The 14,566-nt window shown below is 46.0% G+C and carries 14 protein-coding genes; 11 read left to right on the top strand and 3 right to left on the bottom strand.

Annotation, left to right across the window (positions count from 1 at the left end; translation table 11 throughout):
- The first annotated feature begins 85 nt into the window (after positions 1-85).
- From murJ to ACH2BK_RS07595, 9 genes are all read left to right on the top strand, one after another.
- Entirely contained in the window at positions 86-1,540 is a 1,455-nt protein-coding gene (gene murJ / locus ACH2BK_RS07635) for a murein biosynthesis integral membrane protein MurJ (protein WP_395003119.1), read from the top strand.
- Positions 1,541-1,567: 27 nt separating this feature from the next.
- Positions 1,568-3,052: a cysteine--tRNA ligase gene (gene cysS / locus ACH2BK_RS07630; protein WP_395003157.1), complete on the top strand. Its 1,485-nt coding sequence runs from the start codon at positions 1,568-1,570 to the stop codon at positions 3,050-3,052.
- Between the two features lie 19 nt (positions 3,053-3,071).
- Complete coding sequence (locus ACH2BK_RS07625; RefSeq protein WP_395003117.1) at positions 3,072-3,953, top strand: acyltransferase family protein; 882 nt, start codon at positions 3,072-3,074, stop codon at positions 3,951-3,953.
- Between the two features lie 309 nt (positions 3,954-4,262).
- Positions 4,263-5,501 carry an NAD(P)/FAD-dependent oxidoreductase gene (locus tag ACH2BK_RS07620; protein WP_394995257.1) on the top strand — a complete coding sequence of 413 codons (1,239 nt, stop codon included), beginning with the start codon at positions 4,263-4,265 and terminating at the stop codon, positions 5,499-5,501.
- A gap of 18 nt (positions 5,502-5,519) precedes the next feature.
- A complete protein-coding gene (gene yaaA / locus ACH2BK_RS07615; RefSeq protein ID WP_395003115.1) occupies positions 5,520-6,287 on the top strand; it encodes a peroxide stress protein YaaA in 768 nt (255 codons plus the stop codon).
- Between the two features lie 81 nt (positions 6,288-6,368).
- On the top strand, positions 6,369-7,694 hold the full coding sequence (gene hisS / locus ACH2BK_RS07610) for a histidine--tRNA ligase (protein ID WP_395003113.1): 1,326 nt from the start codon (positions 6,369-6,371) through the stop codon (positions 7,692-7,694).
- Positions 7,695-7,765: 71 nt separating this feature from the next.
- Positions 7,766-9,520 carry a M3 family oligoendopeptidase gene (locus ACH2BK_RS07605; RefSeq protein ID WP_395003155.1) on the top strand — a complete coding sequence of 585 codons (1,755 nt, stop codon included), beginning with the start codon at positions 7,766-7,768 and terminating at the stop codon, positions 9,518-9,520.
- The gene (locus tag ACH2BK_RS07600; RefSeq protein ID WP_395003111.1) at positions 9,517-10,002 is read left to right on the top strand and encodes a hypothetical protein; all 486 of its coding nucleotides are present in this window, start codon (positions 9,517-9,519) and stop codon (positions 10,000-10,002) included. Before ACH2BK_RS07605 ends, ACH2BK_RS07600 begins: the two co-directional genes overlap by 4 nt.
- 9 nt (positions 10,003-10,011) lie before the next feature.
- Positions 10,012-10,323 carry a hypothetical protein gene (locus ACH2BK_RS07595; RefSeq protein ID WP_394995267.1) on the top strand — a complete coding sequence of 104 codons (312 nt, stop codon included), beginning with the start codon at positions 10,012-10,014 and terminating at the stop codon, positions 10,321-10,323.
- On the opposite strand, the gene ACH2BK_RS07590 is transcribed toward ACH2BK_RS07595, so the two are convergent.
- On the bottom strand, positions 10,320-10,736 hold the full coding sequence (locus ACH2BK_RS07590) for a hypothetical protein (protein ID WP_394995270.1): 417 nt from the start codon (positions 10,734-10,736) through the stop codon (positions 10,320-10,322). The two genes, ACH2BK_RS07595 and ACH2BK_RS07590, sit on opposite strands and share 4 nt — an antisense overlap.
- Positions 10,737-10,870: 134 nt before the next feature.
- On the opposite strand from ACH2BK_RS07590, the gene ACH2BK_RS07585 reads away from it, so the two are divergent.
- Complete coding sequence (locus tag ACH2BK_RS07585; protein WP_395003109.1) at positions 10,871-11,995, top strand: hypothetical protein; 1,125 nt, start codon at positions 10,871-10,873, stop codon at positions 11,993-11,995.
- A 117-nt stretch (positions 11,996-12,112) separates the two neighbouring features.
- Here ACH2BK_RS07585 and thiD read toward each other — a convergent pair whose 3' ends face one another.
- Positions 12,113-12,922, bottom strand: coding sequence for a bifunctional hydroxymethylpyrimidine kinase/phosphomethylpyrimidine kinase (gene thiD, locus ACH2BK_RS07580; protein ID WP_395003107.1), 810 nt, complete (start codon positions 12,920-12,922; stop codon positions 12,113-12,115).
- Positions 12,923-12,932: 10 nt separating this feature from the next.
- Positions 12,933-13,850 (bottom strand): helix-turn-helix transcriptional regulator, encoded by a 918-nt coding sequence (locus tag ACH2BK_RS07575; protein ID WP_394995279.1) that lies wholly within the window; start codon positions 13,848-13,850, stop codon positions 12,933-12,935.
- A gap of 90 nt (positions 13,851-13,940) precedes the next feature.
- On the opposite strand from ACH2BK_RS07575, the gene ACH2BK_RS07570 reads away from it, so the two are divergent.
- Positions 13,941-14,081, top strand: a complete 141-nt coding sequence (locus ACH2BK_RS07570) for a hypothetical protein (protein ID WP_395003103.1) — start codon at positions 13,941-13,943, stop codon at positions 14,079-14,081.
- Positions 14,082-14,566 lie beyond the last annotated feature (485 nt).

The following is a 14,566-nucleotide window of genomic DNA, read 5'->3' as shown; positions in this document are numbered from 1 at the left end:
ATACTCCCCTTAAAGCTTTTAGGTGTTATAATGCCCTATTGTAGCCTTTTTAGACTTAAATTTATTTTTGCATAAAAGAGGGTTTGTGATACGCAAGGCATTTTTGACAAACAGCATTGGCACTTTGTGTTCTCGCGTCTTTGGTTTGGTGCGAGATTTGTGTATGGCGTCGTTTTTGGGGGCTGGGATACTTAGCGATATTTTCTTTGTAGCGTTTAAATTCCCCAATCTCTGTCGTCGAATCTTTGCCGAGGGCGCGTTTGTGCAAAGCTTTTTGCCAAACTTTATCCAAGCGCGCAAAAAGGGTGCATTTAGCGTCTTAGTCTTTGGAATCTTCTTTAGCATTATCTCGCTTCTTAGTCTCTTTGTGTGGCAGTTTAGTGGGCTCGTTACCAAAGCCCTAGCCAATGGATTTTCACAAGAAAATATCGAGCTCGCTAAGCCCATTGTTGCGATAAATTTTTGGTATTTAGAGCTTATTTTTGTCGCGACTTTTCTAAGCTCGCTGCTGCAATACAAAAACTGCTTTTGGGTGAGCGCGTATAATACCGCCCTGCTCAATGTCTGTATGATTATCGCGCTCTTTTTTGTGCGTGATATCGAGGATATGCGCGCGGTGTATATCCTGAGCTATGGGGTGCTTTGTGGGGGAGTGGCACAGATTGCGCTGCATTTTTATCCGCTCTTTAGGCTTGGGTATTGTCGGCTCTTTGGCGTTGGGGTTGTTGAGATTTGGCGTGCTCTTAGTCAGAGGGGTGGCACCAAAACGCCTAGATTCAGACAAATCCTTAAAGATCTTAGGGCATTTTTCTCGCGCTTCCTCCCTGCCGTGCTAGGGAGCTCTACTGCGCAAATCGCCTCGTTTCTTGACACGGTTATCGCTTCATACCTAAGTGCCGGAGCCATTAGCTATTTGTATTATGCCAACAGAATCTTCCAACTCCCCCTCGCGCTCTTTGCTATCGCCATATCCACCGCGCTTTTCCCCACCATAGCCAAAGCTGTGAAAAATACCCAACACACACAAGCCCTAGCGTTGATGAAAAACGCCTTTTGGTTTTTGCTGCTTGTGCTATGGGTGTGTGTGATTGGGGGCGTGATGCTTAGAGATGAGATCACTTGGCTACTCTTTGAGCGCAATAAATTTGTACGCGAGGATACTTTGGCGGTGGGTATGGCGTTTGGTATGTATATGCTAGGGCTGCTTCCCTATGGATTGGCGCGGATTTTTTCCCTCTGGCTCTATGCGCACAACTTGCAGGGCAAAGCTGCTAAGATCTCTGCACTCTCGCTGCTGTGTGGCGTGGGATTTTCACTCATGCTTATGCACCCCTTAGGCGCGAGTGGTTTGGCATTAGCCTCTTCGCTTGGTGGCGTGCTGTATTTTGCCCTCACGCTTAGAATCTTTGGGCTCAAAAACTTCATTCCTATGCTAAAAAACGCAAAAGGCTGGATTTTACTTGCTATAATTACGGGTTTAGAGATTCTCATTTTATACATTTTCAAGCTCTATGAGCATTACCTAGGCATACTCACATAAAGGAATGCAATGCAAATCAAGCTCCCAATCAGAATCTATGATAGTGTCAAAAAACAAAAATGCGATTTTGTCAGTCTCAAAGAAGGCGAGGTGCGGTTTTATGTCTGTGGTCCCACCGTCTATGATCACGCGCATTTGGGGCACGCGCGCAGCTCGATTGTCTTTGATTTGTGGCGGCGTTTGTTTATCGCTAATGGCTACAAGGTGCGCTTTGCCAAAAACTTCACGGATATTGATGATAAAATCATTAAAAAAATCCAAGATTCACAAAATCCACAAAAGGGCGATGTCTATGCGCGCCTACAAGCCCTCACGACGTACTATATAGATTCTTACCTCCACGATATGGACGCGCTAGGGGTTTTGCGCGCCGACTTAGAGCCCAAAGCCACCCAAAGCCTCCCTGCTATCGTCTCTATGATAGAATCCTTGCTCCACAAAGGCTATGCCTACAAGGGCGATAACAACGATGTGTATCTGCACATTGCCAAAGATTCACACTATGGCTCTCTCTCTAAGCACAATCAAGATCACACCAAAAGCCGCATAGAATCTGCAAGCGACAAGCTAGAGAGCAAGGACTTCGCCCTATGGAAGGGCTACAAGGGCGAGGGGGATATCGGCTATGAAAGCGCGCTTGGCAAAGGCAGACCGGGCTGGCATATCGAGTGCTCGGCGATGATTGAGCAGCACCTTGCGTATGAGGATTGTGAGTATAGGATCGATATCCATGCTGGCGGTGCGGATTTGCTATTCCCCCATCACGAAAACGAAGCCTCACAGACGCGCTGCGCCACGGATAAAGAACTCGCCAAATATTGGCTGCATAATGGCTTTGTCAATGTCAATGGCGAAAAAATGAGCAAGAGCTTGGGCAATAGCTTTTTTGTCAAAGACGCGCTTAGAATCTACCACGGCGAGATTTTGCGCAACTACCTGCTGGGCACGCATTATCGGCTTGTGCTGGATTTTAGCCAAGAGGATTTGCTCGTATCAAAAAAGCGGCTAGACAAGCTCTATCGCCTAAAAAAACGCCTCAAACCCTCGCTATTACGCACACTAGGGAGATACAACGCCGATGAGATTCACACGCATTGGGAGGAGTGCGCGCCTAGGGCAAATGCAGCATTCCTCACTCAAATCCTACAAGCCCTAAGCGATGACTTAAATATCTCTAAAGCCCTAAGCGTGATTGAAGAGATGATGAGCAAGGCAAATGAGCATTTGGACAAGAGCCCAAAGGATACTGCCTTTATGCAAGAAGTGGCTTATAATCTCGCGCTTATCGAGCTTTTGCTAGGGATTGGTGCGCTAGATTCTATGGCTTACTTCCAACTTGGCGTAGATGAGGCGACTAAAGCGCGTATAGAATCTCTGCTCGCCAAACGCTCTGAAGCAAAGGCACAAAAGGACTTTGTGCGCGCAGATTCTATCCGCGAGGAGCTGCACGCAATGGGTGTTGAGATTATGGATACGCCACAGGGCACGATGTGGGAAAAACACGCGCATTAACACACTGCAAGGAAACACGATGCCAAATACGCACCAAAATACGAGACAAAATACGAGAAATGCAGAAATCGATATACTGCGTGGAATCTGCGCCATAAGTATCATTATGATTCACACAACCTTTTGGAGTGGTGGGGCGTATGTCCCGTGGGTGGTGCAGTCCCTCTCACTCCTCCTTGATGTCCCAGCATTCTTTTTCATCGCAGGGGCAAGCGTAGCCTACACACAAAAACTCCAGCCCACAAAGGTTCTCTACAAAATGATTCTGTATTTTGGCATAACGCTGCTTGTGTATGACATTGTCCAAAGCCTCATCACGCGCACTTTTGACTTCCACGCCACGCTAAATGCACTTGGGCTGCACGGATTCTCAACGCCACTTTTGCCCACATTAGGTGGTTCGTATTGGTTTGTGCCGGTATTTTGTGCAGTGAGTATCATCGCAGCCATCATCGTGCAATACCTCCCAAAAGCCATTATGGGGTTTATCATCGGGGGCTTGGGATTATATGTCGTGGGCTATTTTGTGGGCTTTGCTGTGGGTGGCAAGTTTTTGCACACTTCGTTTAATTACTGCATTTTTTACACGAGCTTGTATCTTTTGGGCTATGTCTTTGTGCAAAGGCAATATTTTCAAAGCCACAGATTCGCCCTTAGCCTCATTGCCATAGGCTCCCTTGGCTTTATCCTCGTGTGGTTGCTCAAACCCCACGCGCAATTTTTCGTGCTCCAATCCTCCAAGTTCCCCGTGTCCCTGCCCTATGTGCTCGCATCACTCTTTGGCATTGGTTTATTGCTTAGCACTTGGAATCTCTGGAGTAGGATTTGGACAAATAAGGGGGGGGGCTATGCACGAGGCTTTTTATCTTTGCCGGGCAAAACGCGATATATTTTTACATAGCACAAGGCATCTCTTCTAGTCTGCTGCTCCAAATCGCTCCACAGATTCAGTTATTTTGGCTGCCAAAACTTATGCTGTGCTTTTGTATCAACTTTATCCTGTGCCTTGTATTCGTGTATATCTCAAAAATATTTTTTGCCTACATAGAATCTGCATTGCAAAAATTGCGATGAGTATAGTCCAACCCTCACGCTGTGAAAAAACGGAAAAAGATAAATAAAAATTTACTAAATCTCTTGTGTAATTAGCAAAAAAATTTTACAATTTAGGTGCATTTGCAATATTTAAAATTCATTTAAGGAAATGACTATGGCAGAGGCACAAACGCAAGAACTTCCAAAGATTCTCATTCTTGGCGGCGGCTATGGCGCGCTAAAAACCGCGCTTGGCTTGCAGCGGCAACTCCCACAGGGCAAAGCCCAAATCACGATGATTAGCAAGCACGACTACCACTACCAAACCACTCTTTTGCACAAAGTCGCTGTGGGCACGCTTAGCGCGAGAAAAGCGCGGATTTACTATCGCAAGATTCTCAATCCCAAAAAAATCACATTCATCAAAGACAAAGTCCTAGAAATCCACCCAGAGAGCAGAGATGTGGTGTGCCGCCGCACGGGGCATTATACTTATGATTATCTCGTTATCGGACTTGGGTTTAAGCCCGAGACTTTTGGGATAAAGGGCGTGGATACGCACACTTACAAGCTCTCCTCGCTCAATGCAGCCCTCAAACTCACGGACAATATTGAAAACAAATTCAAAGACTATGTGCTCACCAAAAACGACAACGATTTGCGAGTGATTGTGTGCGGCACGGGATTTACGAGTATAGAATTCGCCGGGGAGCTCGCCTCGCAGCTTGATGATTTGTGCCAAATCTGTGGCATAGATCGCTCAATCCCGCGCGTGATTTGTATCGGACGATCTGAGGAGATTCTGCCTATTTTTAAAAAGCCCCTTGCGGACGCGGCAAAGAAGAAATTGCTTGATTTGGGCGTGCAAATCATCACGGGTGCGGAAGTCAAAGAATGCAAGAGCGATGGCGTGATCGTCCAATACTGCAGCACGGGCGAGCAAGAGGAGATTAAGGGCAATACGATACTTTGGGGTGCGGGCGTGCGTGGGAGCGATGTGATTGAGCACTCAAGCTTTACCAACAAACGCGGGAGGATTCCTGTAGATTCACACTTGCGCTGTTTTGAGTATCCCGAAGTCTTTGTGGTGGGCGATAGCGCGCTTGCCACGACTAAAGATGTGATCCACGCACCCACCGCGCAGCTCTCGGCGCAAATGGGCGATTTTGTCGGCACATACCTTAGCAACCTAATGCTTGGCAAGTCCAATACCAAAGATTTTCACTTTGTCCATCGCGGGACGATGTGCAGTATCGGACATACCGATGGCGTGGGCGTGGTGTTTGGCAGAAATATCAAGGGCGAGTTGGCGGCATTTATGAAAAACACGATTGAAAACAGATGGCTTTTGAGTATCGGGGGCTTGCCTATGGTGTTTCGCAAGGGGCAATTCCGCTATCGCACGAGCAGCTAGATTCTGTATTGGGTAGATATGTATATCCTCTTTAGCCCCAGTGAAGGCAAGCAAATCCCCGCTTCAGCACAACCAAAAAATGCGCTAGAGTTTCTCTTTCACACTGCTCCTTATAAAAAAGATGCGCTAGAAACTTACCTAGCGGCTTTGCGCAGTGGCGAGGAGACTCTTATATGCAAGCTTTTTGGCACAAAGACGCTTGAGCTCGACACACTCACACTTGCCCAAAACCTCCTACAAGCCCCGCGCCTCCCTGCCATAGAACTCTATAATGGCGTGGCATACAAGGCGCTTGACTTTAAGAATCTCCCCCAAAATTCACAGGCATTTTTGCTAGATTCTGTGCTTATTTGTAGCAATCTCTTTGGGTTTGTGCGCGCTGTGGATTTGCTGCCATTTTATAAGCTTCATCAGGGCGTGAGCGTGGGGACTCTCTCGCTAAAATCCCTCTATGCAGCGCAAAAACACGATATGGACGCGCTGCTTGATGGACACGAAGTGCTTGATTTGCGCGCTGAAGTTTATGCCAAAGCCTATCCGCTAGCTATGCCCCACACGCAAGTGGTGTTTCTCAAAAATGGCAAAAAGCTAAGCCACGCTTCTAAGCTCTATCGTGGGCTCTACCTCCGAGAGCTCGCGCTTAATACCCAAAAAAGTGGCGAGAATCTAGTCGCCACAAGTGCGCTTGGGGCAAGCCTCCCCAAGCTATGCGTTGAGGGATTAGCCCTCCTAGACATAGCCCACCACACTCACAAACAAACCCTAACCTATGAAATCATAGATTAAGCCTTAAATTTTCCCAAAGCTTAATAAAAATTCAAAAGAACTAAGATATAATTAAGGAATAAAAGAGATTTAGGAGTGTGTATGCTAATAACCCCTCGGACATTGAGTGGATTCAAAGACTGCCTGCCAAAGGAGGCGATGGCAAAAAAACTTTTATTACAAAAAGTGAGCGAAGTGTTTTTAAAATTTGGCTTTGTGCCTATCGAGACACCGCATTTAGAATACGCAGAGGTGCTCATCAAGCAGGGCAGCGAGGAGATTCAAAAAGAGCTCTATCGCTTCAAAGACAGGGGCGAGCGTGATGTCGCGCTGCGCTTTGATCTTACCGTGCCTCTAGCGCGCTTTATCTCTCAATACCAAAGCCAGCTCCAGCTACCATTCAAACGCTTTGCTATTGGCAATGTGTTTCGCGGAGAGAGGGCGCAAAAGGGGCGATACAGGGAATTTACACAATGTGATTTTGACTTTATCGGGAGCAATTCCCTCTCGTGCGACGCAGAAATCGTGCAGGTTATCTATGCTTCGTTAGTCAATCTAGGCATTGATGAGTTTAGCATACGCATAAACCACCGCAAGATTCTAAATGGTATCTGCAAGCACTTTGGTATCACACAATCCCAAGATATCAACGCGACTTTGCGCATCATCGATAAGCTCGACAAAATCGGGGAAGAGGGCGTGCTAAGCGAGCTTGGCAGCGAGCTTAGGTTGCAAGAAGACAAGGCAAGGGAGATATTGCGCTATGTCTCTATCAAGCAAAATGGCGCGGGCAAGGAGTTTTTTGAAAGCATTGCGTTTTTAAAAGAATGGAATGATGAGCTCAAAGAGGGGATTGAGGATATCGAGCGACTTTATGAGATCTTAAGCCTCTTACAAATGGACAAAGACTGCTACCGCGTGCATTTTTCTATCGCTAGGGGGCTTGGATACTACACAGGGATCGTGTATGAGACGATCCTCACGCAGCTCCCAAGTATCGGCAGTGTTTGCTCGGGCGGACGCTATGACAATCTCACCCAAACCTTTTCCAAACAAAATATGAGTGGTGTGGGCGCGTCTATCGGGGTGGATAGACTCATCGCTGCGATGAAAGAGCTAAGTCTCTTAGAGGGCAAATCCACTTCTGCGCGCGCGCTGATTGTGTGTATGAGTGAGGAGTATCTCGCCTATGTGCATACTTTAGCAGAATCTTTCAGACGCTCTGGCATCGCTATCGAGGTGTATCCAGATATCGTGAAGCTCAAAAAACCCTTTGGCTATGCCAACACGCTTGGGCACGAGTTTGTGCTCGTGGTGGGTGAGAGCGAGTTTCAGGCAAAAAGCGTAACGCTTAAGAATATGACAAGCGGTATGCAAATGGAGGATATATCATTCCTAAAGGCGCTAGAGATTCTAAAACAAAACTAAATTACAGAATCTAAGGAGAGAGTATGCGACAAAAAACTTCAACGACAAAGCCCGCTACAAAGCCAACAACAATGCGATTGCCTAAAGATTCACAATGGAATCTAAAAGCACTCTTTGCCTCGCCCAAACAAGCCCAAAGCGCGTGTGCCAAAGCCCAAGGCTTGTGCAAAAGCTTTGCAAAAAGCTACGAGGGCAGGCTAGATTCTCTCACGCCTAGCGATTTTGAAGCAGTGATTAGAGAATACGAAAGCCTCTGTGAGAATCTCGGCAGGATTATGACTTATGCGTTTTTGCTCTTTGCACAGGATACGACAAATGGCGCGATATACGCGGACTTTGAACAAAGGGTTAATAAAGCCCAAAACGATATTTTGTTTTTTGAACTCGAGCTTGCACGCTTAGATTCTCAAAAGCTACATAGCTTTATCCAGCACACACCGCATTACAAGTTTTACCTCCAAAATATCGCCACACAAGCCAAATACAACCTTAGCCTTAAAGAAGAGCAGATTCTGCTCAAAGTCTCTCCGCTTGGGAGCGATGCGTTTGCACGGCTCTTTGATGAGCACCTCGCACAGATGAGATTTAATGTAGGCGAAAAAAAGCCTCTAAGCGAAGAGGAAATCCTCTCACGCCTGCACCACCCGCAGCAAAAAATGCGCAAGATCGCCCAAAAAGTCTTTAGCAAAAAACTCGCCAAATCTCGCCATTTGCTCACCTATATCCTCAATATCGTGCGCAAAGATGTCGCGCTTACTCGGCAATTACGCGGCTACCCAAAGAGCGAGAGCTTCCGCCATATCGCTAATTGTATCTCACAAAAGAGCGTGGATACGCTTATAGAATCTGTCAATGCAAACTTCAATCTCGTGCAGCAATACTACAAAATAAAAGCTAGACTCCTAGGACTAAAAATGCTCAAAGACTACGACAGATACGCGCCACTAGCGACAAAGAATCGTGAAAGCGTGAGCTATGAAAACGCGCTAGAGCTAGTCCTGCACTCCTTTCACTCTTTCTCGCCGCGCTTTAGTGTCATCATCAAAGAAGCCATCAAAAACGGCTGGGTGGATTCACACCCCAAGCCAAATAAACGCGGCGGGGCGTTTAGCCATAGTGCCGTGCCTAGCGCGCACCCCTATGTTTTGCTCAATTACACAGATTCAAGACGCGATATTTTTACCATTGCGCACGAGTTTGGGCATATGATCCACCAAGAGCTTAGCAAAAAAATGGGCTATCTCAATATGGACACGCCCCTCACTACGGCTGAAACAGCCTCGGTGTTTGGGGAAATGCTGCTCTTTGATACGCTCAAATCTAGCCTAAGCAAAGAGGAGCTTATACCGCTTTATGCCGGGAAGCTAGAGGATATTTTCTCCACGCTTTTTAGGCAAATCGTGATGACAAACTTCGAGCGCGCCATACACGGCATAGAGGGCGAGCTGCAAGCCCAAGACTTTGATAGAATCTGGCTAGAGGAAAATGCCAAAATGTTTGGGGATTCACTAAAACTTACCAAAAACTACGCCTCGTGGTGGTGCTATATCCCGCATTTTATCCACTCGCCATTTTATTGCTACGCATACAGCTATGGGCAGCTGCTTGTCCTTGCACTCTTTGGACTCTATAAGCGCGCCCAAACGCCCAAGGAGCGAGAGAAGTTTATCAAAACCTATATCGAGTTTCTCTCACTTGGTGGCAGCCAAAGCCCCAAAAAACTCATCAAAAAATTTGGCTTTGACATTGAGGATAGTGCGTTTTGGGATATTGGGATTGCTGAAGTGCGCAAGCTCTTTAGCGAGTTTGAGGACTTGCTACAATGATTTGCCAAAACCTCAAGCTAAAAGCCATGCTCACCAAGCACGCCAAGGAGATTTTGCACCTGCTCATAGAGCAAAACATCTCTTTTAGTATTTTGTGCGATATTTCTAAGACGACTTTTGATCCGCCACTGCCCCTTGACATCGCGCAAAATCTCGATACGCTCACGCTCTTTGTGCTTGCTGGCTACACCTTTGAGAGCATTGAGCTTGGCGTGCATACTATCAGCTTTGAAGCGGGCTTTGGGGCGCAAAATTTTGGAAGCTTGGTGAGTATTGATTATGAAGGCGTGGTGCAAATACTCATACAAGATTCTACACTCGTGCAAGAGATTTCAATCTTTGTCAATGTCAGCAATCCCCATCTCTACAAGGGGCTTGAAGTCGCCAATGAGGATATGGAGGGGCTTGAGCACTCTTTTTTTGCCCTCTCGTCAAATCCCAAAAACGCGTATTTGTTCAACAACCAAGATGAAAAGCACTAAAAGGCGAGTATGAAAATTTTCTTAAAATTCTTTATAGCGGCACTTGTGGGGGCATTGTGGTTTCATTTTGGGGGGAACGATTCTGCGATGGCACTTGTGCTTTTTATGATTGTGCTTGGTATGATGTTTATGAAACCTATCCAATACCAAGATCCCAAGCGGCGTGAGCAATATATGCAAAAAATCCGTGAAAGCAGAGAGCGCAAAGTGATGCTCGAAAAAGAGCGGCTCGAGGAGAAAAAACGCAACAAACAAGCCCTAAGAGAGCAAGAAGAAAAGCTCAAAAAAGATTTTGAAAACAAACTCCGAAACAATCACTAAATATCACGCATATCAAGCCCGCGATTGAGCGTCTTAGTCAGCTCGCGCTCTAGCTGGGGGTTTAGCTTGCGCAGCAGCGTATCGGCATTGAGGATAAGCTCGTGTGTCGTGTGCTTATGCACCACGATTGCAAACAAAAAGGATTTTTTCTTATAATCGCTTAGCTCCATTTCATCATAGTGTTCAAAAAATTCATTACAAGCCCTCTGCAAAGTTTTAGTATCGCTCCTAGGATCATCAAGCACCGCCATAATCGATTTGAGCCTATCGTGGGGCGATGGCGTCTCCTCCTGCGTCTGTGGCACCTTTTTGGGCGTGGGACCAAAGAGATACAGCAGCACAATCACTCCAAACAAAAAAGTAAAAAAGAAGCTCACGAGGATAAAAAATGCTTGGGGAGAGAGGCTATCCATAGTGCTTGTCCTTGCTGAAAATATGTCGGCGGATTATACAAAAAGCACTTAAATCTTTGCAAACACCACCCCCTCCATAAGCCACTCAATTTGCTATAATGCTACGACCTTAAAAATATGCGGATATGCTTGCTATGCTTTGCTCTTATCACATTTCTAGCTTGCACACCCAATCCCCTACCTATGTCAAAAACTCACACGAGTATAGCTCATTTGGGCTAGATTCCCATGACATAGATTCTATGCTAAACTCCCATGCGCACTCCTTGCTAGATTCTGACTTTATGAACGGGCTAAAAGATAGGCAAATTTTAGCCATTGGCAATATCACCAACAATACAAACGAAGACATCGACATCGAGCTCCTCGCTCGCAAGCTCACACGAGAAATCGCCAAATCCAAAAAGCTTATCCTCACTAATGCCATCACTGGCTCTGGAGCCAAAGCCGATACAATGCTCCGTGATACAAGAAACCTCGATGAGCGATTTAATCCCTACACCACGCAAGAAAACGGCACACTTGATGCCCCACGATATTCGCTGAGTGGGAAGCTCATAGCACGAACCAAGCCCATAGATTCTATGCTGCGCGTGGATTATACCCTGCTGCTTACCCTCACGGATTTGCACAATGGCAGGGTCGTATGGGACAATGAAGAGAGTATCTCAAAAGTCCTAAGCAAAGAAATGGCGCAAAAGTTTATGACAACTTCGCAACACGCCGACAATAAGGACACCCAAGATGCTGATAATATTGTCCGTATGCAACAAGAATGTATCAATAACAATGCAAAGAAGTGTAATGAACTTGGAATTTTGTATCTTAGAAAGCAGGATTATACAAAAGCCAAGGAATACTATAGTAGAGCGTGCGATGGCAAATATACATCAGGTTGCTTCAATCTCGGAGGAATGTATTCCAATGGCGAGGGAGTGCAACAGGACTTTTTCAAGGCTAAGGAATATTATAGCAAAGGTTGTGATTTGGGGGATAATTGGAGCTGTGGAACACTTGGAAATATGTATCTCGAGGGTAAGGGTGTGCGACAGGACTATCTCAAAGCTAAGGAATATTACACAAAAGCCTGCAATGGCAAAGGCGCAGTAGGTTGCTATAATCTAGGAGCAATGTATAACACAGGTCAAGGAGTGCGACAAAACTTCGCCACTGCTAAGGAATATTTTGGTAAAGCTTGTGATTTGGGCTACCAAAATGGCTGCGATGCCTACAAAGAACTCAATCAAGCAGGGCACTAAGTGTGGGTTGTTAAAACTTGTAGATACACTTGAGAATCTCTATTGCTAGATTCTATAATGCTAGAATCTTTGCAAACTTATAGAATCTACCTGCGCCAATTGTGAGATTCTAACGCCTCAAGTGCGCATTTTGTTATGAAAATGGTTTGTGGGACCATTGCCCTTGCCTAGATTCAAAGCATACAAAATCGCGCCAAACACATAGTCCTTCGCCGCCTTGATAGAATCTAGCGGGCTTTTGCCAAGCGCAAGGTTTGCCGCGATAGCCGAGCTAAGCGTGCAGCCCGTGCCATGGGTGTTTTTGGTCTCGATCCTAGGAGCTGGCAGCACACAAAACTCCCTCCCATCAAACACCACATCGCTGCAGTCCTCATCTCTATGCCCGCCTTTGAGCAGCACCACTTTTGCCCCAAGCGCGTGCAAGATCCTAGCCGCCTCCTGCATATCCTCTATCGTGTGGATCTCACGCCCACACAGCTCCTGAGCTTCCGGAATATTTGGCGTGAGCACATCGGCAAAATGCAAGATCTTTTCTTTAAACAACGCGCGTATAGATTCTGGCATTAGTGCAAAGCCATTTTTGGCAAACATCACGGGATCGATGACGAGATTGCGCGGCTTGTATTGCTCGAGATTGCGTGCGACACACTCGATAATCTCGCACGAGCCGAGCATTCCGATCTTACTCGCTACAGGCGGAATATCCTCAAACACCGCCATAAACTGCTCATCGATGATACGCGTGGGCACATCAAAGCTCGATACCACGCGCGTCGTGTTTTCTGCCACCACGCTTAGCACGATACTCATACCAAAGACATTGTGCGCTCCAAAAGTTTTGAGATCCGCCTGTATCCCTGCGCCACCGCTACAATCGCTCCCCGCGATAGTGAGCACGGGAAGCGAATCTTGATTTTGTGCTTGCATACTAACTCCTCTAAGAAAAATATAAGTTTTTTGATTTTTGGTAATGCTTTGGCGTGCAGTGGTAGCGGGTTTTAAACCTCTCAATAAACCACGATGGCGAGCCAAACCCACACTCTGCGCAAATTTCATTGATGTTTTTGTTGGAAAATTCTAGCAAAAATTTCGCCTTCTCAAACCGCCGCTCATCAAGCCAGTGCTTGGGAGAAAGCCCAAAGGCTTGCTTAAACTTCCTACTAAAGGTTGCCTGATCCACCTTAGCGCATTCCGCCATCTGCGCGACATTGGCAAACTCCTCGCTGCAATACAAAAATGCCAGCCCTGAATCTAGTGCCAACCCCTGCATAATGTGCTGCACAAAGCGCGAAAAAATCTCGGCATACTGCAAACTAAGGTATAAAAATAGCTCCTCAAACTTATGCGACACAAAGGGCACAAGCTCCTCTTTGAACTCCTGCAGATAGAGCTCAAAACTCCGCGCAATCGTAGAGAGCATATCAGAATCTCGGAGATGAAAGATCTGCGCGCCCTGCCCTTTGGTATGAAGCCTAAAACGCTCTTTGTGCTTGGCGACAAACTCGAGCAAGCTCACATTGTCAAAAAAGAGCAAAAGTGCCTCATACGCGCCCTCTGCATGAAAGTCTAGCGAATCTAGGTAGTCTGATTGAAGCGCGGTGATGTTGCTAAGACAATAATTATCCGCCTGCAAAAACAAGCCCTCGCCCGCCCTGATGGCAAAATCGCCGTCTTTGGTGTGCATAATCTTCTCGCCGCGCAGCACAATCACAAGGCAGTGCATATCGGTATAAAGCTGCTGCCTGATACCGCTGCGCGTCTGCACATATTTGGCAAACGCGAAATGTGGCGTGCTAAAAAACCTCGTGTGGGGTAGCCCTCGCAAGTCCCTAGGAAGATGAGTGATGCTCTCCATTGACAATCCTTATTTGTGTGTTGTTAGATTGCACAATTATACAAGTTTTTTGTTAAAGCTATCTTATATTTTGGAATAATGCTTGGTATTATGAGTCTAGATATCCACCCTCGCCCCACCGCTTGTGCATACGCAATCCTATACAGATTCATAAATACAGAATCTAGCCCAATAGACTTCAAGGCAATTACAAAATCAAAAACCCTCACAACCCATAAACACAGAATCTAGCCCAACAGATTCAGAACCTAACAAGCTTACAGAACCCATAACAGAACATTTAAAACACACACAATCCACACAACTCCCCCCCCACACATTCACACAAGCACGAGACTTACAAGCAGAATAACAATCTAGAGAAAATTTAGAATCTAGCGTAACCCTAAAACCCACTTCCAAAAATCCAACCAAGATTTAAAAAAGCAAAGTTTAGAATCTAGAGTTTTTCACAAAATCTAGTCCAATAAATTGAGAATCTCATTGCATAGATTCTAAGCCACCTGCAGAATCTAAACCCACAGATTTAAAATCTTAAGAAAAACATAGAATCCAGCTTTCAATACTTTGGATTTAAAATCTAAGCAACTTACAGAATCCACAACGCTAGAAAACCTGATCGAGGCTTTGCCAAATAACATACATAGTGCGTGTGGTAGCACGATGCCTAAACAGAATCTAAAGATTCTAAAGCTTTAGATTCTGCCATTTTTGCG

The sequence above is a fragment of the uncultured Helicobacter sp. genome, assembly GCF_949282165.1.
GTDB lineage: Bacteria > Campylobacterota > Campylobacteria > Campylobacterales > Helicobacteraceae > Helicobacter_F.
This window is presented reverse-complemented; position numbering and strand designations above follow the sequence as displayed.

What these genes read in the sequence shown, in the direction of transcription:
- ACH2BK_RS07600 (WP_395003111.1), top strand. Translation starts at nt 9,517, where the DNA reads ATGATTTGCCAAAACCTCAAGCTAAAAGCCATGCTCACCAAGCACGCC.
- ACH2BK_RS07585 (WP_395003109.1), top strand. Translation starts at nt 10,871, where the DNA reads ATGCTTTGCTCTTATCACATTTCTAGCTTGCACACCCAATCCCCTACC.
- ACH2BK_RS07575 (WP_394995279.1), bottom strand. Translation starts at nt 13,850, where the DNA reads ATGGAGAGCATCACTCATCTTCCTAGGGACTTGCGAGGGCTACCCCAC.
- thiD (WP_395003107.1), bottom strand. Translation starts at nt 12,922, where the DNA reads ATGCAAGCACAAAATCAAGATTCGCTTCCCGTGCTCACTATCGCGGGG.
- yaaA (WP_395003115.1), top strand. Translation starts at nt 5,520, where the DNA reads ATGTATATCCTCTTTAGCCCCAGTGAAGGCAAGCAAATCCCCGCTTCA.
- ACH2BK_RS07605 (WP_395003155.1), top strand. Translation starts at nt 7,766, where the DNA reads ATGCGATTGCCTAAAGATTCACAATGGAATCTAAAAGCACTCTTTGCC.
- ACH2BK_RS07620 (WP_394995257.1), top strand. Translation starts at nt 4,263, where the DNA reads ATGGCAGAGGCACAAACGCAAGAACTTCCAAAGATTCTCATTCTTGGC.
- ACH2BK_RS07570 (WP_395003103.1), top strand. Translation starts at nt 13,941, where the DNA reads ATGAGTCTAGATATCCACCCTCGCCCCACCGCTTGTGCATACGCAATC.
- ACH2BK_RS07625 (WP_395003117.1), top strand. Translation starts at nt 3,072, where the DNA reads ATGCCAAATACGCACCAAAATACGAGACAAAATACGAGAAATGCAGAA.
- hisS (WP_395003113.1), top strand. Translation starts at nt 6,369, where the DNA reads ATGCTAATAACCCCTCGGACATTGAGTGGATTCAAAGACTGCCTGCCA.
- ACH2BK_RS07595 (WP_394995267.1), top strand. Translation starts at nt 10,012, where the DNA reads ATGAAAATTTTCTTAAAATTCTTTATAGCGGCACTTGTGGGGGCATTG.
- ACH2BK_RS07590 (WP_394995270.1), bottom strand. Translation starts at nt 10,736, where the DNA reads ATGGATAGCCTCTCTCCCCAAGCATTTTTTATCCTCGTGAGCTTCTTT.